Origin of the sequence: Fictibacillus nanhaiensis, assembly GCF_036213205.1 — a bacterium.
In the GTDB taxonomy this organism is placed as follows: Bacteria; Bacillota; Bacilli; order Bacillales; family Fictibacillaceae; genus Fictibacillus; species Fictibacillus nanhaiensis_E.
On the sequence record NZ_JARMFC010000005.1, the window covers coordinates 326,590 to 350,126 of the forward strand.

Consider the following 23,537-nt stretch of genomic DNA (forward strand, 5'->3'; position numbering starts at 1 on the left):
AGGGTGTTTCTGACGTCCCAGTTACTAAAAGTTTAAGTTCATATCTCTTACGTCAAAGTTGTCGGTGATTCCGGCTTTTTCTTTTGACCTGCTTTCCTTCTCCACCACCATACATAAAGGACAATTATTACAATCAGCCATATCGGCGCTAATCCAAAAATACTCACAACAATAAACGAGATAGCAGACATTAAAAAGTTTACCGTATCCATAAAGAGAACCTTCGTTTTTGCCCACGTATTTAACCCTTCTGTTTGAAGTTCTTCCGCTTTTAAATTTTTCACTTCAAATTGTATTGTAACTGTCGAATAATCACTTTGATTTTTTAAAAAGTTTAAACGCCCTTCTACTTGCTCTATCTCTTCTTGTACAGCAGCAAGGTCAGCAGATATCTTCAATAAGTCTTCTGTTTTCTGTGCGTCCTTCATAAATGCCTCAAGACGTTCTCTAACTTGTTGCTTTGCTTTTAAGCGTGAAGTCAGATCAACATATTCTTCAGTAACATCTTCTCCACGAACATTTTCATGTGGTGTTCCTTTACTTAAACTTCGAACATCGTCTAAAAACGGGCGAAAACTATTTAACGGCACACGAACAACCATCACGCCAGATTCATCATTCTTTTCACCTGTACTAGTATTAGACTCAACGATATATCCGCCTGACTCCTCTAGGGTTTCTCGAACGGTCTCCATCGAGCTTTGCAATTTATCCACTGTGATCATGATATCAGCGTTGTATATGACTTTCCTTTGGTTCTTTAGTTGATGTTCTACATTATCCTTTTCTGATTCACCATTCATACTTCCTTCTTCTGAAGAACTCTCTACCTTAGCTTCTGTCTGTTTGCCACCACTATCTTGATCTACAGCTTTATCACTTTTTGAACTGCTCTCACTGCTGCATGCACTTAACAAAAGCAAAGCAATGAATACCCACATTTTCCATCTCTTCCACATAACGTTATTCCCCCTTTTTCGCTTAGACGCTTTGTACAAGAAAAAGGTTTCACTTGCCAAAAAAACCAACCTATTGAATGATTTTTTCTGTGACATTTTTATGATAAAATAGTGTCTGATGATTTGTAGTTTGAAAAAAAACCGATTTATGCTAGTATGTACAGGATAAGTAAGTGGTTTACTGGAGGAATAGCATGTCAATGATAGGAAGAAATGATCCGTGCTATTGTGGCAGCGGAAAAAAATATAAAAAATGTTGCTTACATAAAGAAGAGCAAACACGTGAAGTATCCTTTCATCAAGAAGGACTCATCAAATATGCCCTGGAGAACTATCAGCAGGATTTAGCTGCACGTACATCTAAGTATGTGAAAAAGTACCCGGTTGCTAAAGAGCAAGAACAAACATATGCAAATATTGCAGTTTGTTGGGAAATTTTCTGCTCTATGATTAAGGACAACAAGACGCCTGTACAACTTTATGTAGAAAAAGTGAAGAATTCTGTTAAACCAGAAGTAGCGGAAATACTAGCTGGCTGGACAACAGCTTCACCATCTCTTTATAAAGTAATTGATCAGAAGACAGGGTTCATCTTTACTGTGCAGGATATTTGGACAGAAGCTGTATATGATGTAACGATCAACGCTGCTGAAAAGCCAAAAACAGAAAGTGCTCTACTTGGAACACTCGTTTCAAATGGCATCAACCATGAGTTTTATGTTGGTTATGTAGAAATGCCTATGACTGAACTTCCACCGTTAAAGACGGCGATAGAAAAGATTCAGCCAGAAAGTGATGCGAAAGAAATATTTAAAAGCGAGTTCCCTGCTGTTCTTCAGCTCTCTTTGATTGATATTAGTGCCGATGTACCTAAGTCTCAACCTGAGAATAAGGCTGCAGATATACCAACTTCAAAAGTTGACAAAACAGAAGAAACCGCTGAATTTAAAGATGAAAAATACAATGCTGTAACTAAACTTGTTAAAGCGAACGCTGAGACAGAAGTTGTAGAAGAAGCAGAAAAGCTTTGGAGCGAGTACATTACAGAAAGCAAGCCTGCTATTCGTAAAGAAGAGATCTATGCGGCTGCTCTAGACTACCTCGTTTCAAAAGACATTAGAGGAATTGCTTCTACTCAAGCAGAAACAGCTAAAAAGTATGGTGTATCACCTGCAAGTCTTTCCTCACGTTATCGTGAAATGAAAGAATTATTAAGCGTATAAAATGATTTTTAAGTAACCCGCCTATTGTTTTGGGCGGGTTTTGTCATACAAAAAAACAAGATCTCCTTTATAAGGAGTCTTGTTTATAAGGAGTCTTGTTTTTCTTTTCGCTCTATACAGTAATAATCGGGCAGTCAAAGTTCCTTTCGCCGTAATAACTGTTTTTTAATGAAAGCTTTTTCAATCAAATTATTGAGCTGTCGTTCGAGTTCCTTTTTTTCTATAATATTCGATTCATCTCTTATTTTCTTCTTCAGTTCACGAATCATAAGCTTTTCTTCTGATGAAAAATGAGAAGAATGCAACAACGTAATCACCTCATTTCATATTTGATCCACTGAACTTCCCTCTATGTCTAAGGATAAATTAATCTCACATCAATAACATTTCATGTGTAATAAAATCTAACACTCTATTTTAAGTTGTAAATTTCATTGTCATAATTTTTATCAAGAAATTTCTTCTGGCAGTCAATTCTTTTCATAAATTTTTCAATTACCAAAATTAGGGTTGAGTTCATAAGATAAAGATGGTAATATTTGTTTTAACAGTACCTTGCAATAAACAGTACTAAGTAAAGTGGTGATGTGATTAGTGAACGTTCAGTTTAAAAAAGGAGTTCTTGAACTATGTGTTTTAGTTCTTACTTCACAAAAAGACCGATATGGCTATGAGCTAGTAGAAGAAATATCTAAAAAATTTGAGATCTCAGAAGGTACGATCTATCCACTCGTTAGAAGATTAACAAAAGAAGGCCTCTTTTCTACTTATCTTATGGAATCAACAGAAGGACCACCAAGAAAGTACTATAAGATTACGGAAAAAGGAACAGAGATGAAAAAGGTTCTTGTAAATGAATGGAAACTTTTTACAAAAGGTGTAAATGAAATGTTAGAGGAGGAATAACATGGACAAAAATCAATTTTTACAGCAATTAGAAAAAAACATAAAGCCGCTTGGAGCTAGTGAACAAAGAGAAGTTATAGAAGATTATGAAGAGTATTTTGAAGTGGGCTATGAGAGTGGAAGAACAGACGAGGATATCATTGCAGGTCTAGGAAATCCTGCCAAGATCGCTAAGGAAATTCTCGCACAATCAGAAATAACAAAAGCAGAAGAGGACCCTTCTCTTACGAATGTATTTCGTGCGGTTGCAGCAACATTGGGATTAGGGTTATTCAATCTAATATTTGTTTTAGCACCTTTTATCGTTCTATTGTTATGGCCGTTCGTATTGATCGTAATATCCTGAGAATCATTAGGAGGAAATACGCATGATTCAAAAGATATTACGAACAGCTTACTTCTTAATTGGTATTTCAATTATCGGAAATGGCGTTCTCTTCATGATGGGAGAGTCTCCATTTAATCTTGCAAAAATAAATGAGCAAAAATCGATTGAAACATCCTCAATTAACGAGATTATGATTGAGAGCAGTGCCGGAGACGTATTTGTTCTACCTCATGATGGTGATCAAATAATTATAACGATGAAAGGTAAGACAGAAAAAAAGTTCGCCGATAACTTTTCACTTTCTGTAAAGACTGATGAAAACAAGTTAAGGATTCAAGCTAAACAAAAAGAGAATACAAACTTATTCTCGCTATTCTCTGGTGATTACGAATTACTCGTTAAACTTCCCCAAGCAGAGTATAAACGACTTCAAGTAAACTCAGATACATCCGACATCAAAATGCATGCTATTAAAGCCAATGACATTCAACTTCAAACAAATCTAGGAGATATCCTTCTGGAAGATATAACTGGAGCTGTGTCAGCAAAGTCAGATGTTGGTGATATCGACATACAACTTCTTCATATTAAAAAAGATATTATCGCTAAATCCAATCTTGGTGATATTACGATTAAAACAAAAAACGAACCAGATCAATTACGAACAGATCTAAGAAATACGATTGGTGAAGAAACTATCACGTTACCTCGATTAAAGAATGGTTCAATAGGAACTGGCGGACCTCTCGTGTTTTTATCTTCAGAAGTCGGAGATCTCGCTTTGATGATGAACGAATGATAAAAAGACCTCCTCACTGGGGGTCTTTTACTTGTTCAAGAAAATTATTCTGTTTTTGAAGCTGGTTGCTTCATTCTGATTGAGCAATAACTACAGAAACTCCTTGCTGTTCGATAGCTGATAGATGGTCTCTTGGCGCATCATCATCTGTGATAACGAGGTCTAAATTTGAAACTGGCCCAACTTTAGCAAACGAGTTAACACCTATTTTGTAATGTGGAAAAACACCAATGACTTTACGGGAGACCATTCCAACTGCATTCATAAAAGCAGCCACTTCTGGTGTCGCCGTACTGATACCTCTCTCAGAGATCCCACCACCTGTAGCAAATGAAACATCAAACGAATACTGACTGATTAGATTCGTTACTAGTGCATCCGTCATATTTCCAGATTTCTTCACTTTTCCTCCGACCACATAAAGATCGATGTTATCTTTTTCGCGCAGTATGTCAGCTGTTACAAGGGAATTGGTTACAACAGTTAGTCTTATATGAGGAAGATGCTTTACAATCTCATGATGCATCCCACCTCCACTAAGGAAAATAGTATCGTTCTCTTTGATATACTTTACTGCTTCCTTCGCTATTGTTCTCTCGTACTTAGATCCCTCTCCAAAACGAACTGCGGTTGATGAAGGTCCTTTTTTCACTTCTGTCACGGGAATTGCGCCACCATGAGTGCGTTTGAGTAGCCCGTTATCCTCAAGAGATGATAAGTCCCTGCGAATAGAATCAATCGAAACTTGGAGGGCATCTGATAATTCTTTTGCAAGCACTCGTCCTTCATTCTTAAGCACTTCTAAAATCTTTTCTCTTCTTTCCTCAGAAAACATAATAATTTCCTCCATTACCTCTTATTCCCACGTGGTACTATAATCTTATGCTGTTTCATGCTTGTTTGTCAAACTTAATTTGCATGTTTTTTCCTGTTTTTTAAAAAAACAAGCTAAAACAAGCAGTGCGTTAGCTTGTTTTAGCCCGTATTGATAGGAATATAGATTATGAGTTTATGGTGTTTTCAAAGTATGTATTTCTGACAAATACAAATTCGTTTAATTTGTATTTGTCTGGGGTCAGACCCCTTTAGTCTTCTACTTTGATTAGGAAGAGACGTTCATGAAAACGCCCTTGTTTTTGAGCCTTTTCCTGCCTGATCTCATCTAATTCTCTAAGAGAAAGGTCATGCACTTTCGTTAAAGCGATCAAGATCTCAAACAACTCAGCCAGTTCTTCTGCAGCATCTACCTCATTTTTTGCTTCACGATATTCTTTCACGCCTTCTGCAAGCTTCTTCTTAAGCTCTGTTTCGAACTCCTGATTTCCAAGAATCCGAAAAGTCCCTTTCTTCCCAGCCTGTTCGAGCAGTTCTGGTATCTTATCTCGCACTAATTTATTGTAATACGCCATTGGCTCTTTTCCCTTCCAACAATTTCACAGCATCTCAAAAAACAACCCTATATAAACGATATGCATCAAGTTAGTTTTTTAGCAGAAACAACTCCTAAAAAAATAATGGCGATTATACCAAAGACTGGATACAAATAATGAAGAAGTTCAGAATAGCCTACTTGACTCAACAAGTAACTTCCTGTCATCAAAACAATTAATATAACTTGATTTGATACCCTAATATTTCTTTGCAATGCTCCTGCAAGTCCGAAAATGTTGCCGATCAGTGTTGAAAAAATCTCTCCGTAGATCACAATAATAAAAATGTAATGAACAGCTACGCCGAGACCTCCTACTATTTCCGCGATTGGTATCTCGTAACTCAATACACGCGGAACAGAATAAAGCACGTAGTGGCTATTTAATAGAATAAAAGTTAATCCTAGTCCACCTAAAAAGCCGCCCCACTTAATGACCGATTCATCATTAGCTTCTTGTGATAAAGGAACAAGGACTGCTTGTGCCAGTGTTAAGTTGAATGCTGCATAAGCAAATGAACTTACAAGCCATCTCCAATCTCCAGCAAAATCTCTATCAACAAACAGCTGCCTACCTTCAAATAGATCAAACATCGATACCGACAATACGATAGAAAAGAATATCATGATAGGTACAATCAATGAGTTTGTCCAAAGAATCCCTTCTATGCCTTTTTTCATAACAAAATAGGTAACTAGCAGTGTTGAAATAATTCCCAATTGAAACGGAAGATGTAACTGTTCCCAGAACAACGCTCCTGCGCCTGATAACATGACACCAGTGACTCCAAAGAGCATGATCATCATCAATACGTTAACGATTCTTGAAGCAACCGCACCAAACAAATATTGATTCATCTCATCAAAAGAAGTTGCCCCTAGCCGCTTTGCCATAATCATTAGCTTTGTACCAATCACGATAAAGAGAAAACCACTGATAAGAATTCCAGCAAATCCTGCTGAGCCGTATCTTGTAAAAAATTCAACGATTTCTCTTCCAGTAGCAAACCCAGCACCGACAACAGTCCCGATGTAAGTGGCGGCTATCTGCAGTATTTGTTTCATTCGACTACTCATGCCCTCACCTCCATGGCCATATCTTCTACAAACATATGCATGGACAAGGATTTTAGAAGAAAAAGAAAAAGCAGCAAGATATCTCTTGCTGCAAATAAGCGACTTACTAAATATGTATAGCTTCACTGTATCCTTCGGTAATGACTCTGTTTTTTCCTTGCCTCTTTGCAACGTACAAGCTATTATCAGCTCCTTCAAAGAATGCCTGCTTATGCATGCCTCTTCTGTACGTTTGCAACCCAGTACTAATCGTTATTTGTTTTTCCTTTACTTCAGGGTGTTCCAGCCTTTGTATGACCAATCTTACTTTTTCTAATAAAGTAAATGCTTCTTCCTCTTTAATATCATTTAGAATAACCACAAACTCTTCCCCACCGTAGCGTGCGACAAAATCATCTGTAGTTACGTTATCTTTTATAGCTGTGGCAATTCGTTTTAAGACAATATCTCCAATTCCGTGACCATATGTATCGTTGATCTTCTTGAAATTGTCTATATCCATAACGGCTAGATGAACCGGATAATGATACGTTTCTGCTTGAAGTAACAGCACATCCATATATTCATAAAAGGCCATATGATTATACAAACCTGTTAGAGCATCCGTTTTCACTTGTTTCTCCATTATTGTAGATTTAACCATAAGATCCTGATGATCTGCCTGCGCTTTGTTAAGTTCCTTTGCCATCTCATACCCTCTACTCATTATGCCAACACAGATTGCTGTTGATGTTAGAAGTATGCATATCATAGAGATTTGATCCATAATAGCATTCATATTTCTTAAGAACGGATGGAAATTGGAAATCAGCAGATAGGTAAGTGAGCTAAGAGCAAAAGACAGCCACACTTTCTTCTTTTTAAAGTAAATGGTAGAAATCAGCATTGGAAAGAACAGACTTGTATACATGACATACATTTCATAATGTACGCTGATTAAAATGGCTGAGAACATACTCGCTGTCCAGATTATGATGTAATCTATGTATTTTGTTTTCTTCTTAAAACTCCATTCAGCCAAACTAACCATGAAAATTAAAAGTGCCGTTGGCAGAACAATGTACAATCCAATAAATTCTTGCAATGGCCTAGATGTAAAAAAACTGTTAATGACCTCTACACACACTGACACAAAGATTACAACCCAAAATACATTTATTATTTTTCGATTCCAGGCAATGTGATTTAAGTGTGCAGGCAGGTTTTTTTTCCCCAATACATTCACCCCATCTACACGTATCCAAAATCATTATAACATTTTTTTCCTTCTTCAATTTCGTTTTCTAAATTATTTCTTTTTCCATCATAGCTCTTTTTCAAAAAGATTTCGCACATATAAAATGGAAAACGCACAGCAAGATGACCTGCTGTGCGATTATTTTCAACAATTATTTATTTGATTTTTACACGTTTCTTTTTTGGTAGTTTATCAAGGAGCCAGCCTCTGCCTACTTCACAAAAACGAATCGGCATCTCAAGAGTCGCGAGTATCTTATCCTTTCCATGAATGGTAAGTAATCCTGTCTCATCGTTCACTTGATCAACAACTGCATTTTCGGTACCTGAGAGCGGAAACGCCCATTTGTTATTACCAGAGTCCTTAATCTTAATCATTCTTCCGTCACAAGTTACTTTGTGGCAATGTGGAGGCAAGCCTAACGTAATTTTATTCATTGCATTTCTTTCCTCCCTTTCCGGATTTGTTTCATTGTAACAGATATAGTGCGTGTCTGACTCCTTATTTTTTTTAATTTTTTGACTATTTAACACATTTGAAATAAAGCTTCTAAAAATTAGGGGACAAGTAGTGGGTAATCGCCAATGCGGGTTGTTTAGTACAAACATATACTATACAAATTGGGGTTCAAAGGGGGAAATGAACGAGTGGAAAAATGGTCCATGCTATACAATATGACTGTAGTATCATTAGGAGCAGTTGCCAGCTTCTTGTTCGGTACACCGAGCATGTTATTCAAAACACTTGTCTTGTTCGTAGTATTAGATTATTTAACTGGTATGGCTGCTTCTGCCTACGAAGGTAGATTAAACAGCAAAGAGGGCTTTAGAGGAATACTGAAAAAAATGATCATATTTGCGATCGTTGCAACGGCCCATTCTCTCGACCAATTGCTAGGTGGAAACTATATTCATTCTGCTACCATATTCTTTTATTTGTCTAATGAATTATTATCAATCATTGAAAACGCAGGAAGAATGAACGTTCCGATTCCTGAATTGATAAAAAATGCCGTTTCTCTGTTACGACAGAAAAACGACAATCAAAAAAAGTAATGTTTAATTGGAATAAAATTGTGAGATTTTTTTTGCGATTGCTTGCGCATCGATCTGGTATTCACCAGCATCAATGCGTTTTTTTATATCTAATAATTTCTTTTCTCTTATGTTTAATTGAGCATTTTCATGCAACACTTTTGCCTCGTTAGATATGTATAGTTCGTCTTTAGCAAATGATGGAGGCTTTACAGAGGGCTGCTGATACGCTTTATTCACATCATATTTTCGCTGAACGGGTTGTTGTCCATCAATTCTCATGATTTCACCTCTTCTGTATATTGAAATGTGCCAAGCCATTTCCATTTGTCATCATAATCTAAGTTGTCCAACAGTCTGAAGAACAATTCTTGTCCTGATGTATCCCATTTTACTTCGAACTCATTTCCGTTTTCTTTATCCTTACAAAAAGTATGAATCCACTGTGAAGTAAACAAGTAAGGCGTAAACTGTTCAAAGTCTAATAGATGTTTCTCTAACAATTGAATGACATCATCATGTGTAAGTTTATGCATCATTAGAATCGTCCTTTGTTTGTGGTCGTCTTAACCTGTGACTATATAATTCGGCCACGATGTATTTTTTGAGGGTATACGAAAAAAATATTTCACATATTTTTCTAAAGCTGGTTATCAATACTTTTTTGTGTTTTATGAAATTTTACCCTCTATCCCTACATTAATAAACCTCTTTCCTTTCTACGATTCAAGCGAAAGGTCTATAATAAGAAGTGATGAAATACATAACAGAAGGTGTTTACATGAAATTAACGTTTTCTTCTCTTCAATGGATGGTATTTATCCTTGCAGGTAGTTTAGTAGCTCCTATCGCAATTGGGGATGCGTTTGGAATGACACAAGCGGAAACAGCGGACCTTTTACAACGTTCTTTCTTAATTATTGGAATGTCTGCAATTTTGCAAGCACTATTTGGTCATAAGCTTGCGATCAATGAAGGACCTGCTGGGTTATGGTGGGGTGTTTTCACAGTTTATGCGGGGATTGTAGCTTCTGGGGCATTAACGGTGGCTGACGGGCTACAGCAACTTACAGCTGGGATGCTAGTCAGCGGTGTTCTTTTTTTACTGCTTGGCATGTTTCGTATCATAAGTTCGGTTAGAGCTCTCTTTACTCCTTTAGTTACCGGAACTTACTTAATCCTTCTCGTCTCACAATTGAGTGGTTCTTTTATTAAAGGTATGCTGGGGATTGGTTATCTACAGGAAGGCGCAGATAGCAAAGTGGCTCTCACATCACTCTTCATCTTAATTCTGTCTATCGTTCTAGGAAAGTCCCGTGTGAAATGGTTAAGAAGTTATTCGATCTTGATCTCTTTATTAATTGGTTGGGGACTTTTTAAACTCTTAAATCTAACAAAAGAAACGATGCATAGTAATACGACTTTTGCTTTTCCAGAGGTACTAGCTTGGGGGATGCCCGAACTATCTTCTGGAACGATCATAACTTCTCTATTCGTAGGAATGCTCTTACTTACGAACATGGTAGCCAGTATTAACGTTGTCGAAAAAGCGTATGAATCAGAGAAGAAAGATTATGAACCTATCAACTATAATCAATCATCAATAATGATGGGTTTGAACACATGGATAGCTGGTCTATTTTCAGCAGTTGCAAGTGTACCAATCTCAGGTGCAGCAGGCTTTATTATAACTACAAAAATGTTTAGCAAACTAGCATTCATCATAGGAAACGCACTTATCATCTTGATTAGTTTTTTTCCGCCACTGACTTTTTTCTTTGCTGGTATTCCTGCTCCAGTAGGATATGCAACCATATTCCTTCCTTTTTCAAGTATGATCGGTCTAGCTTTCAAAGAGTATAGATCTGAGCTGAAATCTGAAAATAATCTTTTTATTATCAGTATTTCTCTTATGGTTGGAATCGGAAGTCTCTTTATTCCTGCTGCCGCACTAAAAGAATGGCCAAATCTCATCGTAACGCTATTAAGCAACGGCCTGATCATGGGGATGCTTACATGTATGATTCTTGAACAGTTCTATAAACGAAGAAAATCGCAACAGCCTGACCAGCAAGAAAAATAAACTAAATTACAAACACAAAAAAGGCTTCCTCATTGCAGGGAGCCCTTTTCTATCAATCATTATTAAATGTTAAATCTTTTGTATTTACCTCTTTGACTGTCGATTGAAGTGTGAAAGGTGTCAGACACTTAAGAGTGAAACGTACGAATGTGGCTCACCGTCTGCCCCGTGGAAAGCGAGCAGCCTAAAACGGAAATCAACACTTCAAAAAGCAACAAAGTTTACGAAAACAGCCATTTTAAAATTTTTCTGAGACAGGTATTTCCGAGTGGAATTTTAGTATGACCTCTGCTAATTCTGTGGCATGATCAAACATCATTAAATGTGTAGTGTTTGGGATAACGACAGTCTTACTGTAAGGTAATCCTTTTTTTGCTATATTAATAAACTTTAATGATTTTTGGAAATGTTCTTCTTTTTCAGCGGGCAGAAAAAGAACAGGGACTTGCACCTTCTTATACCACGTTAAAAAATCTACATAATAGATTTCGGATATAATTTTCTTCATCGTTTGACCCGTAGTAATATTGCCTACTTTTCCATTCTTTTTCATACGTGGCACATACTCTGCAACATAATTCGCGCGTTCCTTATTCCATGGTAACCATTGTTCTTGATAAATTTGTTGAAATTGTTCTATCGATTCGTAATCTGGATCTAATTGTTCGTCAAACTTAGCTAGATGCTCCTCTAATGTCTCATCATGCAGACCATTCTCACCGGTATCGTTAATAATCGCACCGTCTATGTTAGCAAGTGACAAAACTCTATCCTGCCGCATTGCCGTAAAATATAACCCTACCATACACCCGTATGAGCTTCCTACGAGATGAGCTTTTTCAATCTCGAAATGTTCCATTACACTCTCTAAGTCATTCGCTGTGTCTTCAAATGAATACCCATGACGAGGTTGTTCCGAACTTCCATGTCCACGAAGGTCATAGCTTATTATTCTATAATGACTCTTTAGAAACGGAATCACTGGATGCCATGCTTTAGCAGTTCCACTAAGGTAATGAATTAAAATCACCGTGTCCCCCGAACCGCCATAATCATAACCTAAAAGCATAGTATCATCATGAGATCGTATCTTATGTTCTTTAAATAACATTTCCATTTATCTTACCTCCTCTTTTATTCGCTTTTGAAGATTTGGTTTTGTACGAAAATTGATCTCGTTTAATTTATTTTTTATATCTTGTTCAATATCTCTTTGAAAGAACGTCGCAAACTTGCAAAGATAAGCAATGCTATCAGCAATTTCTTTTCCAATGTCTTCAGCAACTTCTTCTTTTGCAAGTTGAAAAGCTTTTTCCCCTTCAACACCTTCTTCTTTCATATCATACGCTCTATTCAACATTTTTCTTAATTCTTCAGCAATCTCCGCTATTTCAGTCGTTAAAAGCATGTGATTAAGTAGTAGCGATTCCGTGCTTTTATCAGCACCTTCTTGACTAATCTCCCAACCTTTTTGCAGTTGAAAATCCTCTAACTCTTTATGTATGCTTTTCATGATTTACAATCCCTCCATTTCACATCATTCTTTCTACATAGTTCTCCACGATTATACATATACCTTTTCTTATTAATTAAATGTAGGTTATACTATTACCAAAATATGGAGGTTTAAAATGGAACATAAAACAGCAGATCGTCCCAATTGGAAAAGGGTAACAGACAAACATTTTGAAGTAACACATAAAGAAAGTTCTCGTTTTAAAGGGAAAGTTACAGTGATTCATTTGAAGCAAGTTTCTGAACGATTAGTTGTAAACTATAAAGAGAATAAGTTATGTATCGCTGACTCTGGCTATACGTGGATGCAACATTTTCCTGAGGGAGAAAAATACACGATCACCACGGTATTGGACGATAACGGTGAAGTTGTACAATTCTATATTGATATGTGTAACGATCATGGGGTGGACGATAATGGAATACCTTGGTTTGATGACCTTTATTTAGATATCGTTATTCTTCCTAACAAAGAACTTTTTCTTTTAGATGATGATGAGTTGATGAAAGCTTTTGAAAAAGGGAATATTAATGAAGAACAAATGAAGCTTGCACATAAAACAGCTCAAAAAATCATTTCGATGCATAAAGAAGAAAAGTTTGAACAACTTGAAACATGTATAGAACATGCTACAGAATGGGTACAAACAAGAAAAATTCTTTGATAAGAGACATATTAAAAACCAGAGGGCCATTTCTCCCTCTGGTTTCATCTATTTATTCACATTATTGTTTTTCTCTAAAAAACGCAAAGCATCCTCTACTTCATCTAACACTTGTGATCCGATAATTCCCTCTTCCTCATCTAAAAAAGTAACTTGGAAATAACCACTTTCTCCTTGTGGAACATACCTCATCCTGACAAGTTCAGGCTGTTGGTCTTCTTCTCTCCAAAACTCTAATTCTTGTTCTGGATTGTTCATCAATTTTTCTATTTGATCACTATTCATCTGAAAGACACCTCTAAATTACTCTGATATTTAGTATATACATTTTTACCCTAAATAAAATCCTCTAAACCATTAGCAGTATACGACATTTCCTGGGGAATATTGTCTATGTCTGCTATTGCATGTATGGAGAAGTCCTCACCCATCGTGTTAATACTTCTTCTGTGCTTATTATTTCTGCAAATTCTTGATGAAGATGTGCAAGAGCAGATTCATGGACATCTTGCGCTGAAAACACTGTTCCATCATATGAAATTATTTTGAATGCTGCTGTAGCATCATGGATTAACGACACTCCAAATCCATAATTTGCTGCCATTCTTGTTGTGGTAGATACACAATGGTTCGTTGTTAAACCAATAATCACAATGTGTTCAATACCCTCTTTTTCTAATGAATGTTTAAGCTCTGTACCAATAAAAGCACTATTAACATTCTTAATAAAAAGAAGTTCATCTTCTTTAGGTTCAAACCCTGTTTTCAACTGATAACCTAATTTTGAAGGATGCAATGGAGAATGTTCATTTTCTGATTGGTGCTGAACATGAAAAATCGGCAATCCTGCCTCTCGAAAAGCACCAAGTAATATAAGCATATTTACTTCAGCATTTGCATTATTACGTTCTCCCCAGAAATCTGTATCATCAAATCCCTTTTGAACATCAACAATTAGCAAACCTGCTTTTTTCATTTTAAGATCTCCTTATATTCAGAATGTGCTTCTTATTACATTACATTTTCGATGTGACCTTAATTTTTCCTTCCGTACTATTTTCGATGGGAATCTCATATTTTGGAAGTACCTTAGACAAGCCACATGAAAAAGGGGGGCACCTTTTGAACGAAATCATGATATTGAGTATTCATTTCGTCATGCTTGGTATCAGTTTAGCAATTCCAATTGGTCCTATCAAACTTGAGATGATCAAACATGGATTATATGGTGGTTTTTGGCCATCTTGGCTCGTTGGGATTGGGGCAGTTTGTGCGGATATATTGTTTATGTCATTTATATTTCTAGGGCTCTCGCCTTTTCTACATCATAAATGGGTTACAACGTGCATGTTGTTAACCGGAATTATTATGCTTAGTTACTTAGGAATTTCTACCATTAGGAATTCTGTTTCTTCCTTGCATTTAATCAAAGAAAACAACAAAAACGTCAACAAACCTTTTTGGACAGGTTTTGTCATCGCTCTAATGAATCCCTATAATTTTATGTTTTGGTTTGGTGTTTATGGTGGTTCGCTTCAAAGTATTCCATCTACATCAAGTGTTACAATCAGAATTGGATTAAGTTTTTGTATTATAATTGGGATTATTCTATGGAACCTTAACGTAGCCTTTACCGTTCATTTTTTTCGCACCTTGATTAAGGAGGTTACGATAAGATGGGTGGCAAGATTAGCTGGAATCGGATTGCTTGCCTTCTCTAGCTTCCTTGCGTTTAAATTATTCACATTGTTTTCGTAAAACAAAAGGCGCTGATTAAAAAGAATCAGCGCCTCATGTATTTTATATATCATACTTTTCTCTATCTGACTGTTTGTCCTCTTCCCTGTCCAGCTCTTCTTCATATTCTTCATGATTTCTATTTTGGATAACCGTTCTTTCTTTTCCTGTAATGTCAGTAGCAACAAAACTTTCATATTCTTCTACAAAGCCTTCATCATCATCCGAATCTTCATACATCTCGTTGTAATCTCTCTTATCAGGATCAGTAAAGTCTGATGGAGTTTCACTCGTTCCATACTTTGCAACGGACTGCCATGTATCTTCTCCATCAAAAAAAGTTGCATCCTTATTGTCGTTGCTTCTAGTTTTATAGTCAGGGCCAATTACCTCTTCTTCAATAGGGCGATCATCTGAAGAATTTTGTGCAGGGCTATGCTCTTTACAATAAAGTGTAGAAGGTACTATCTCTAGCCGCTCTTTTAATATATCTTGACCACACGTTTTACAAACTCCGTACTCACCTGTCTCAATACTTTTTAAAGCTCCATCTATATCTTCAAGCTCTTTTTCATGAAGATCATTTAAAGCGATATCTTTTTCTTTTTCAAATAACTCAGTGCCAAGATCACCTGGATGATTATCATAGTTAGAAAGTTCACCTGTTGATTCTTTCGGAAATTCCGAATCATTTCCGAAGGAGTCATTTCTCTCCCTCATACCTTTTATCTCTTCTTTTCGTGATAATAAGATTTGTTTAAAATGGTCCATTTCTTGTGTTGATAATGCCATGATTCAATCTCCCTTCCTACTTTCATATACCATTTCATACCCGTTATTCTGAAAAATTATCCATCCTGTGTATTTTGCACCACAATCATACGTGCTATACTTAGTTTCAATCCTCTTGTTCTTCCATCAATTATATTGATTTTCAATTCTTCTTTTCCTGTCCGTAGCCCAAAAATAAAACATAAGCCCTAGTTTTTATCAAAAAATGTTATAAAGTGTTGAAAAATCGCTTTTTTTCCAACTTTTTGTAAGGTATGCTAATAATATCTTTTAAAAGTAATAGTAAGAAAGGCGGGGGAACATGAAGATTTATGAGAATTTTGAAAGGCGTTTATTAAAAAATTATGTGATTGGTTCAACCGCTGCCGTATTAGGAGTTGGTGGGGTTTTTGTTTTTACCACACTCCGATTATCTACATTCGAATTTTTAGTTTTGAGTGGTATTCTTCTAACTTCAAGCATTATTATGTTCTCACTTGAATTTGTTTTTTTTCGCATGCACACAGCTGTTTTTAAAAATTACTTTTCAAAACAACTACCCCCTATACAGCTTGCAGAAAAAGCATATTTTCACGCGCACCATTTCCCAATCAGAACGGTTAAACGAATATTAGGTCCTCATTTATTTGGATTATCAATACCAGCACTTTCTTTAACAGCTTTGGCGATTTCTTTAGGTTATTTATCACTTCCTTATTATTACATGTATCTTGCATCACTCGGAGCTATCTTAGTGGCAGGGATGCACGCGATCATTGAATTCTTTTTGACTACGAAAGCCGTTCAGCCCGTGCTTCGTAACATACAAGAAAGAACGCTTAAAGACCATGGGAAAATACTTTCTTTAGCAACATCTAAACACATATCCATTCAACGAAAAATTCAGTGGAGCACCTTGTTTATCGGAACATTTCCATTGCTATTATTCGCACTCGCGAATCAAGTACGCTTATATCATCTATCCGCACCTGTAAACGGATCGTATTGGAGTTGGGCTTTCTTCATCTTAATGATCGGTATTTCTTTTGCTATCTATGGAGCATTTTTATTGTTTAAAGATATTCAGCAGCCAATGAACGAACTTCAAGCAGGCATGTATGAGGTCCGCACAGGAAATTCTAATGCGAAAGTAAACGATCTGTATTCAGATGAATTTTCTAAGCTTATAAAAGGATTCAACCATATGGCTCAAGCTATACAATCTCGCGAACATGAAAATAAACAGCTACTTGAAAGTTTTTTTGCCACGATGGCAGCCACATTGGATGCACGTGATCCTTATACAGCAGGACATAGCTTACGAGTTGCGGATTATGCAATGAAGATCGGTCAGATGGCTGGATTACCATTTCAGCAATTGGTCCAACTTCGAAAAGCAGCTCTTTTGCATGACATTGGGAAAATCGGAATACCTGATGTCGTTTTACTCAAAGAATCAAAATTAACTTCAGAAGAATTTGAACACATAAAAAAGCATCCAGTAATAGGAGCTGACATCCTAGCGCAAGTGCAGCCATATGACGCGATGCAACCACTGCTTCCTGGTGTTCGTTATCATCATGAACGTTATGATGGAAAAGGATATCCTGAACAGCTGGCTGGTGAAGACATCCCTATCTTTGGAAGAATCATTGCAGTTGCCGATGCTTATGATGCGATGACATCTGATAGACCCTACCGCAAAGGGATGACCCATGAAAAAGCATTGGCAATCTTAGAAGATGGCAAAGGAACACAATGGGATCCATACTTAACCCAACTTTTTATTGAAGAGATGTCGTTAAAATCTATTTCTTAAAACAGGAGGTAATTCTTGAATACATACGATCATTTTCCCGTCATTGAAACCGAAAGGCTTAGACTTAGACCTGTGATTGAATCAGATGTAAAAGAAATATTTGCAACTTTCTCTGATGGCGACGCACTACAGTTCTATGGAATGGAACCTCTAAAAACGGAGGAAGCAGCCTATGAGCTTATCCAAGCGTTTGAAAAAGGATTCACATCGGGTAGCTCCATACGATGGGGAATCGTTCTTAATGAACAAGATACACTCATTGGAACATGCGGATTCCATAATTGGAGCAAATCAGACCGAAGAACAGAACTCGGCTATGAACTAAATCGGGCTTATTGGCATAATGGATTCATGAGTGAAGCATTACGAGCGATTCTTCATTACGGTTTCAATGGCATGGAATTTAACAGAATAGCTGCTGTGATCAGACCAGAAAACAATGCTTCACGCTCACTTGTAACTAAACTTGGCTTTCATGAAGAAGCATTACTACGCGAACATCAAAGAGCTAAAGAGCTATATTATGACATGTACATTTATTCCTTACTAAAAAAGAACGCTGATTTATACGGACAAGAAGCTAAGAGCATTTAGCTTCTTTTTTCTTTTCCTCGTATTATGTTTCAAAACAACATACTAGAGGTATGAAAAGGAAAAAGGAGGTATTTCAGAATGGAGCAAAAAGGAACGTTTTATGTAACAGCTAAAGGTGATATGGAGCCCCTACCTACTGATGACCATGTGCATTATTTTGAGATTCAAGCTTCTTATGATGAAAAGCAACAGCTAGAGCATCTGTTTGCTAAAATGCATGCTAACAATAAACAAGAAGGATTAGATATTTTCTCACCGAAAAGACACTTTACTGAATCACATGCCCAATACCATCGAGGAAAAGACAGTAAGTTAGTGTATGAACTGTTTAGAAACCTATACTTATTAGGAACTGAAAAAACGAAGCGAGAAATTGAAGAGATGGAAGTTTTGCCTGAATTGTATGAAGCAAGCCATGATACAATTGAAAAAGTAAAATAGCACCGGAATCTATTCCGGTGCCTTTTCTTGTTGAGGAACTCTATTCCCACTCTATTGTTCCATCTTCTTTAATCCAAAATCTCACAATTCCTAAATCATCCAATGCATGCTTGATCTTATTGGCTTTTTCTCGATAAATTGGAGTATCTGGATGAGCAAGCACTAAGGTTTTAGCTGGATTTTTTTCATGACTTTTTAGCAGATCTACAAATTTTAGGCAAAATTCATCCTGGGAATTTTTTTCATCTAATTCGGACATATTCCCTTGAACTGCAATCAGAAGTGTATGATATTCATTCGTTGCTGTCAAATCTACACCTTTCTCATTGCTAATCCCTGTTTCATAACCTTCGCGTAATAAATAGGCTTCTACTGATTTGATTACTTCTCTTTTGTTCAGAACAAATGCATCACTAATATATGGATGGTCATGTAAAGCCAAACTCATCACTCCTTCTTATCTATAACAGCATTCGCAACACTTTCCTATCAATAGAGGGGTACTTAAATGTCGTATACCCCTATTTTTTAATCCAAAAACGACTATGAAGGATTTTTCTTAAATGAGAAACTTCTTTCCCCTTTCAACGTATTTCCTTTAAGATAGAAATAAGAAACTATATTTGGGGGATTCATACATGGCTCAAAAAGCTGAAAAACAAAACCAATCCCGTATTTGGACCATCATAGCGGGCATAGGTTTGTTTCTGTTAAGTAAATTAAAGTGGGTGTTCGGCCTACTGAAATTAGGTAAATTTGCTACACTCATCTCCATGTTTATTTCACTTGGCGCATACGCTGCATTTTATGGCTGGAAGTTCGCTGTAGCAATTGTTTATCTGATTTTTGTACATGAGATGGGTCATTTAGTCGCTGCCAAACAAAAAGGGATAAAAACATCACCTGCAATCTTTATCCCGTTTATGGGTGCCGCGATTGGTATGAAAGAAATGCCTAAGAATGCCAAAGACGAAGCCTATATCGCTTATGCAGGTCCATTGTTCGGCTTATTATCTTTCTTACCAGCTGTGTTTTTGTATGAAACGACTGGAGAACCTTTCTGGGGCTTAGTCATCTTTTTAGGGGCTATGATCAACCTTTTTAACTTGTTTCCTGTCTCACCACTTGACGGCGGAAGGATCGTTGGAGTTCTATCTACTAAGATCTGGTTCATTGGTTTATTACTTGTTCTGCCTTATTTGTTCATATCACCCGATCCGATCATTTTCTTGATCTTCATCTTCGGTATTCTAACTTGGTGGAAACGAGTACGTGAAGATTTTGAACAAAATAAGCTACAAGAAACGCTTACTTTGTTTCAATCCGAACAAGAGAAACTTTCTGCGATCAATCAAGAAATGGATGAGTACAAAGACATGCCGAACTTTGGTTATATCATTGGGACTTATTTAGAAGATGTACGTGTTGCCAAAGATAGACTAAAACGAAACATGCCGACTGGTTCTTCTTTTCCTGTTCTGCAAGATAAGAAAAAGATTCATAAGCATCGTACTTTAGTTGAAATTGAAATACTAAATAATCGTGAGCGATTCTTACAAACACTTTTAAAAGAATATGAGAGCAATCAGCGTCAGAGAGAATATATTCATAACTTGTATAATGAAGCTGATCGTGAAGAGATGGCAACTATTCCAGAACTTCCTAACTTTAGCCACAGCAGCTTGTTTGAAACATATGAACAAAGCTTGTTAACTGAAAAAGCCAACACAGAGAAACAATTTGAACAAACAAAAAACTATTACGTCTCAAATACGAAAACAAAAGTTATTGTGTTAATCATGTATCTCTTGTTAGCAGGAGTGTTATCCGCTTTTGTTGTATACGGCAATCAACTTATGGATGCCAACCGTTTCTTAATAAGCTAAATCGATAAGACACCTCTTGATGGAGGTGTTTTTTTGCACCCTTCTTTTTACCTGCACAATTTTATTTATAGTACATTGGCAACAGATATTCATAAACGTGCAGAGGGCTTTTTGACTTATCTTTTGGATAGATAAAAGGAATGCTCAACCAATAACACGAATGTTGTAGAAAAATAGAAAAAAGGAGCGAAAGAAACGATGCAAAAAATTCTAAAAGTATTATTTTCACTCGCTGTGTTACTTGGTATATTTTCAAACACAGCTTCAGCTGAAAAAGAAACAACAAACAAAGAAATTGTTGGGAAAGATATGTATGTGAATGTTGCTGCAGCAACTCTTTGGGTAGGACCAGATGCAGCAAGGCCTGTAGATGACCCATCTGTTTCTACTCCTGTTGACTTACGAAGCTGGACTAAGAGTATGACGTATGAAGAGAAGCTTTGGCTAGTTGGAGAACTTGAAACACAAGCTCTATACGGTCAAAAGGTACATATTCTAGAACAACAAGGAGACTGGGTGAAAGTTGCGGTCTATGGTCAGCCTACACCTAGAAACGAGCTTGGCTATCCAGGGTGGATGCCGCTTTCGCAATTAACTTATTCTAAGCATTACAAAAAAGCTGAAGAAAAGCATTTTGCATTAATCACGAGTCCAACTGCATGGCTTTCTAAAGGACCATTTGGACATAAAAAAGATCTTGAATTAAGTTACAACACGAAGCTACCAGTTATTAAGAAATTAACAAATACAATTGCTGTTTTAACACCTCAAGGAAAAGTTCGATGGCTTGATGCAAAAGATGCAAAAGTATATAGAAGTGAAAGTGATATTCCTGTGCCAACAGGTGAAGCACTCGTTGAAGAAGCGAAGAAATTTCTAGATCTTCCTTATTTATGGGCTGGAGCTTCAGGGTTTGGATTTGATTGTTCTGGATTTACACACACAATACATAAAGCAAACGGCATTACAATTCCAAGAGACTCTGGTCCTCAATCTAAGGAAGGGCTAATCGTTGATAAAGATCAAATGCAGCCTGGCGATTTAATGTTCTTTGCTTATGATGAAGGAAAAGGACGCGTTCATCATGTTGCGATGTACGCCGGGAACGGTATGATGATCCACTCTCCAAACACAGCATCTACAGTAAGACTTGACCCGATCTCAACACCTGCTTATGCGGTAGAATTCTCAGGTGCACGCAGGTATATTCCACAACCATAAATAGAGGCAGGACACATTTGATTGTGCCCTGCCTTTTTACTGGTTATATCATTTATTCTAAACCTTCTATTTTCATCTCCGTTACAGGTAAAAAGGCTTCGCCGGTATTTTGATAGGTGACGTTTACTTTGTCTTGTTCTTTTAAGTAGATTGCTAGCGGATTATTTTCTGAAGATACAATATAGCTCTGACGGTTATCTAATAAGAATGATACGACCGTATAATCTCCAACTTTCTCTTTATAAGCACGAAGAACGGTTCCTGTAACCTGTTTTTCTTCAGCATCCGAAGTTCCGTCTACTGATCCTCCGCCTCGTTGCAAAGCTGTTTTATATTGCTTTATTGCAGCATTTGGTGTATTTGCATATACAGATATCTCTGGGTTTGCGGCAGAAACAATAAAATAATTCTGTAGAAATCCATTTGAATCTAGAACAGGGGTCAACCAGCTCGCTTCTCCATAGAAGTTATAGAGTACAGGCATCTCACCGTCCCATTTTTTCTCGATAAATTTCTTTTCTATGATTTCTAAAGCTCCTTCAGAATCCATATAAGACTCTTCAAGATTACCAGTATAATAGGTAGCTTTCCCCGTTCTTGCATCTGTTAATGAATAACCGAGCATAGAGTCGACTCCCTCTTTCGGACTTGTAAAGTCGGTAAAGTAAAACATATCCCCATTCTCATCAAAGATTGGACTTACATTAGCTTCCGTTCCTTCATCAGACGGCAGTTTCACATCCTTCTTACCGAATTTGCTGTTCCAGAAACCATGAACATAGTTACCAAAGTAACTGTTTTGCAAGCTAACTGTTTCTGGAGATACCGCACCATCAATAAAGGCTGGAATATCCTTAATGTGATAATTCTTCGTATTTCCATTTTCGGGATCTGTCACAACAATGCCTTTTACCTTAAATCCATTACGTGCAGAAATGAACTCTCCATAGGAACGAATATAGAACGGTTTTCCATCGTCATTGATCTCTAGTTGTGGTTCGCCATAGAAAATGTATTCTGGATAACTAGAACGCATATGACGATCAACGTTTTTATTAAAATACGAAGATGGAGTATACGTCATTTCTGATTTAACAAACTTCGGGTTGGCTGAAGAATCGGTTGCACTCAATGTAAAATACCCTGGGGTTACATCACCATTCCACCACTTAAAAATTCCAGAGAACTCTACTGGTGCAATATACACGTATTTTCCGTCCACCTTTTGAATTTGTAGATTTCCTAGTTCATAAAAGCTTGTATTTGGTACTTGCCCAAAAGATTTTCTCATCTTATTTCTTGCAAACTTTGGTGGAACACTTGCCGGAGTTTCTTTCTCATCAAAAGATTCAATCTCTGTCTTTTCTGTCATTTTAGATGACTGATACTTTTCATTAGCGTTAAATAATCCAGCAGTCAGAAAAAAGATACCAATGATCAAGCTGATAAGAAATAAGACTATCTTGATTAACCTTTCTTTGCCAGTAGCAAAAAACGCACCAATGGCTGTAACTATAATCGCAAGTATCCAGACTGACGAAAAGTTGCGATCGAGATTCGTAATATAATAGAAAACAAATATAACAGGAATGGTACATATGATAATACCAATCATGGCAACTGTAAGATTGTTCTTCTTTTCTTTTTTAACAGACTTTTTGCCGCTTGAGATTGGAAAGATAACTAATGCTGCAGCTAGCCCCACAATGATGGAAAATAACAAGATGTTCATAATCTATCCCCTTTTTTAACATTTACTTCTTTACCCTATTAAGCTATACGATTGAATATGTAAAAAGTTCCATAACAAATT

General features: G+C 36.7%; 27 protein-coding genes and 1 pseudogene. 13 read left to right on the forward strand and 15 right to left on the reverse strand.

Annotated elements, in window-relative coordinates:
* Positions 1-47 precede the first annotated feature (47 nt).
* Positions 48-959, reverse strand: a complete 912-nt coding sequence (locus tag P4V41_RS06140) for a DUF4349 domain-containing protein (protein WP_328083919.1) — start codon at positions 957-959, stop codon at positions 48-50.
* 194 nt (positions 960-1,153) lie between these two features.
* Here P4V41_RS06140 and P4V41_RS06145 point away from each other — a divergent pair, with 194 nt between their 5' ends.
* The 4 genes from P4V41_RS06145 to P4V41_RS06160 all read left to right on the forward strand — a co-directional run bounded on the left by P4V41_RS06145 (position 1,154) and on the right by P4V41_RS06160 (position 4,215).
* Positions 1,154-2,182 (forward strand): SEC-C domain-containing protein, encoded by a 1,029-nt coding sequence (locus P4V41_RS06145; protein WP_328083920.1) that lies wholly within the window; start codon positions 1,154-1,156, stop codon positions 2,180-2,182.
* 594 nt (positions 2,183-2,776) lie between these two features.
* Entirely contained in the window at positions 2,777-3,088 is a 312-nt protein-coding gene (locus P4V41_RS06150; protein WP_328083921.1) for a PadR family transcriptional regulator, read from the forward strand.
* Between the two features lies 1 nt (position 3,089).
* Positions 3,090-3,434, forward strand: a complete 345-nt coding sequence (locus P4V41_RS06155; RefSeq protein WP_328083923.1) for an HAAS signaling domain-containing protein — start codon at positions 3,090-3,092, stop codon at positions 3,432-3,434.
* Between the two features lie 22 nt (positions 3,435-3,456).
* Positions 3,457-4,215 carry a DUF4097 family beta strand repeat-containing protein gene (locus tag P4V41_RS06160; RefSeq protein ID WP_328083924.1) on the forward strand — a complete coding sequence of 253 codons (759 nt, stop codon included), beginning with the start codon at positions 3,457-3,459 and terminating at the stop codon, positions 4,213-4,215.
* Positions 4,216-4,285: 70 nt separating this feature from the next.
* On the opposite strand, the gene P4V41_RS06165 is transcribed toward P4V41_RS06160, so the two are convergent.
* The 5 genes from P4V41_RS06165 to P4V41_RS06185 all read right to left on the reverse strand — a co-directional run bounded on the left by P4V41_RS06165 (position 4,286) and on the right by P4V41_RS06185 (position 8,395).
* Entirely contained in the window at positions 4,286-5,050 is a 765-nt protein-coding gene (locus P4V41_RS06165) for a DeoR/GlpR family DNA-binding transcription regulator (RefSeq protein WP_328083925.1), read from the reverse strand.
* A gap of 250 nt (positions 5,051-5,300) precedes the next feature.
* A complete protein-coding gene (locus tag P4V41_RS06170) occupies positions 5,301-5,624 on the reverse strand; it encodes a nucleoside triphosphate pyrophosphohydrolase (RefSeq protein WP_328083926.1) in 324 nt (107 codons plus the stop codon).
* A gap of 65 nt (positions 5,625-5,689) precedes the next feature.
* Positions 5,690-6,721, reverse strand: a complete 1,032-nt coding sequence (locus P4V41_RS06175) for a hypothetical protein (protein WP_328083927.1) — start codon at positions 6,719-6,721, stop codon at positions 5,690-5,692.
* A 106-nt stretch (positions 6,722-6,827) separates the two neighbouring features.
* A complete protein-coding gene (locus P4V41_RS06180; RefSeq protein WP_328083928.1) occupies positions 6,828-7,937 on the reverse strand; it encodes a GGDEF domain-containing protein in 1,110 nt (369 codons plus the stop codon).
* 176 nt (positions 7,938-8,113) lie between these two features.
* Positions 8,114-8,395, reverse strand: coding sequence for a hypothetical protein (locus tag P4V41_RS06185; RefSeq protein WP_137790028.1), 282 nt, complete (start codon positions 8,393-8,395; stop codon positions 8,114-8,116).
* Between the two features lie 210 nt (positions 8,396-8,605).
* Here P4V41_RS06185 and P4V41_RS06190 point away from each other — a divergent pair, with 210 nt between their 5' ends.
* Positions 8,606-9,013, forward strand: a complete 408-nt coding sequence (locus P4V41_RS06190) for a phage holin family protein (protein WP_328083929.1) — start codon at positions 8,606-8,608, stop codon at positions 9,011-9,013.
* Positions 9,014-9,016: 3 nt separating this feature from the next.
* On the opposite strand, the gene P4V41_RS06195 is transcribed toward P4V41_RS06190, so the two are convergent.
* Together P4V41_RS06195 and P4V41_RS06200 are read right to left on the reverse strand one after the other, a co-directional pair.
* Positions 9,017-9,274, reverse strand: coding sequence for a flagellar biosynthesis anti-sigma factor FlgM (locus tag P4V41_RS06195; protein WP_328083930.1), 258 nt, complete (start codon positions 9,272-9,274; stop codon positions 9,017-9,019).
* Positions 9,271-9,531: a hypothetical protein gene (locus P4V41_RS06200; RefSeq protein ID WP_328083931.1), complete on the reverse strand. Its 261-nt coding sequence runs from the start codon at positions 9,529-9,531 to the stop codon at positions 9,271-9,273. The genes P4V41_RS06195 and P4V41_RS06200 overlap by 4 nt, the downstream gene beginning before the upstream one ends.
* Positions 9,532-9,773: 242 nt before the next feature.
* Between P4V41_RS06200 and P4V41_RS06205 the strand changes: the two genes are divergently transcribed.
* The gene (locus tag P4V41_RS06205; RefSeq protein ID WP_328083932.1) at positions 9,774-11,075 is read left to right on the forward strand and encodes a purine/pyrimidine permease; all 1,302 of its coding nucleotides are present in this window, start codon (positions 9,774-9,776) and stop codon (positions 11,073-11,075) included.
* Between the two features lie 238 nt (positions 11,076-11,313).
* On the opposite strand, the gene P4V41_RS06210 is transcribed toward P4V41_RS06205, so the two are convergent.
* Positions 11,314-12,192: an alpha/beta hydrolase gene (locus P4V41_RS06210; protein ID WP_328083933.1), complete on the reverse strand. Its 879-nt coding sequence runs from the start codon at positions 12,190-12,192 to the stop codon at positions 11,314-11,316.
* On the reverse strand, positions 12,193-12,588 hold the full coding sequence (locus P4V41_RS06215) for a hypothetical protein (RefSeq protein WP_328083934.1): 396 nt from the start codon (positions 12,586-12,588) through the stop codon (positions 12,193-12,195).
* Between the two features lie 118 nt (positions 12,589-12,706).
* On the opposite strand from P4V41_RS06215, the gene P4V41_RS06220 reads away from it, so the two are divergent.
* Positions 12,707-13,255, forward strand: a complete 549-nt coding sequence (locus P4V41_RS06220) for a DUF402 domain-containing protein (protein ID WP_328083936.1) — start codon at positions 12,707-12,709, stop codon at positions 13,253-13,255.
* A 48-nt stretch (positions 13,256-13,303) separates the two neighbouring features.
* Here P4V41_RS06220 and P4V41_RS06225 read toward each other — a convergent pair whose 3' ends face one another.
* On the reverse strand, positions 13,304-13,540 hold the full coding sequence (locus P4V41_RS06225; RefSeq protein WP_328083937.1) for a hypothetical protein: 237 nt from the start codon (positions 13,538-13,540) through the stop codon (positions 13,304-13,306).
* A gap of 115 nt (positions 13,541-13,655) precedes the next feature.
* Positions 13,656-14,231 (reverse strand): cysteine hydrolase family protein, encoded by a 576-nt coding sequence (locus P4V41_RS06230; protein ID WP_328083939.1) that lies wholly within the window; start codon positions 14,229-14,231, stop codon positions 13,656-13,658.
* A 146-nt stretch (positions 14,232-14,377) separates the two neighbouring features.
* Between P4V41_RS06230 and P4V41_RS06235 the strand changes: the two genes are divergently transcribed.
* Positions 14,378-15,013, forward strand: coding sequence for a LysE family translocator (locus P4V41_RS06235; RefSeq protein WP_328083940.1), 636 nt, complete (start codon positions 14,378-14,380; stop codon positions 15,011-15,013).
* A 42-nt stretch (positions 15,014-15,055) separates the two neighbouring features.
* Here P4V41_RS06235 and P4V41_RS06240 read toward each other — a convergent pair whose 3' ends face one another.
* Entirely contained in the window at positions 15,056-15,784 is a 729-nt protein-coding gene (locus P4V41_RS06240; protein WP_328083941.1) for a TraR/DksA C4-type zinc finger protein, read from the reverse strand.
* Positions 15,785-16,085: 301 nt separating this feature from the next.
* On the opposite strand from P4V41_RS06240, the gene P4V41_RS06245 reads away from it, so the two are divergent.
* The 3 genes from P4V41_RS06245 (at position 16,086) to P4V41_RS06255 (ending at position 18,617) form a co-directional block, all read left to right on the forward strand.
* On the forward strand, positions 16,086-17,582 hold the full coding sequence (locus P4V41_RS06245) for an HD domain-containing phosphohydrolase (RefSeq protein WP_328083942.1): 1,497 nt from the start codon (positions 16,086-16,088) through the stop codon (positions 17,580-17,582).
* A 15-nt stretch (positions 17,583-17,597) separates the two neighbouring features.
* Positions 17,598-18,176 (forward strand): GNAT family N-acetyltransferase, encoded by a 579-nt coding sequence (locus tag P4V41_RS06250; RefSeq protein ID WP_328083944.1) that lies wholly within the window; start codon positions 17,598-17,600, stop codon positions 18,174-18,176.
* A 78-nt stretch (positions 18,177-18,254) separates the two neighbouring features.
* Positions 18,255-18,617 (forward strand): hypothetical protein, encoded by a 363-nt coding sequence (locus tag P4V41_RS06255; RefSeq protein WP_328083945.1) that lies wholly within the window; start codon positions 18,255-18,257, stop codon positions 18,615-18,617.
* A gap of 40 nt (positions 18,618-18,657) precedes the next feature.
* Here P4V41_RS06255 and P4V41_RS06260 read toward each other — a convergent pair whose 3' ends face one another.
* The gene (locus P4V41_RS06260; protein WP_328083946.1) at positions 18,658-19,059 is read right to left on the reverse strand and encodes a hypothetical protein; all 402 of its coding nucleotides are present in this window, start codon (positions 19,057-19,059) and stop codon (positions 18,658-18,660) included.
* A 196-nt stretch (positions 19,060-19,255) separates the two neighbouring features.
* Here P4V41_RS06260 and P4V41_RS21645 point away from each other — a divergent pair.
* Together P4V41_RS21645 and P4V41_RS06270 are read left to right on the forward strand one after the other, a co-directional pair.
* Positions 19,256-19,817 (forward strand): annotated as a pseudogene (locus P4V41_RS21645) (site-2 protease family protein); the annotation flags it as partial.
* An 893-nt stretch (positions 19,818-20,710) separates the two neighbouring features.
* Positions 20,711-21,724 carry an NlpC/P60 family protein gene (locus tag P4V41_RS06270; RefSeq protein WP_419181292.1) on the forward strand — a complete coding sequence of 338 codons (1,014 nt, stop codon included), beginning with the start codon at positions 20,711-20,713 and terminating at the stop codon, positions 21,722-21,724.
* 52 nt (positions 21,725-21,776) lie between these two features.
* On the opposite strand, the gene P4V41_RS06275 is transcribed toward P4V41_RS06270, so the two are convergent.
* Positions 21,777-23,456 (reverse strand): hypothetical protein, encoded by a 1,680-nt coding sequence (locus tag P4V41_RS06275; RefSeq protein WP_419181287.1) that lies wholly within the window; start codon positions 23,454-23,456, stop codon positions 21,777-21,779.
* Positions 23,457-23,537: the final 81 nt, after the last annotated feature.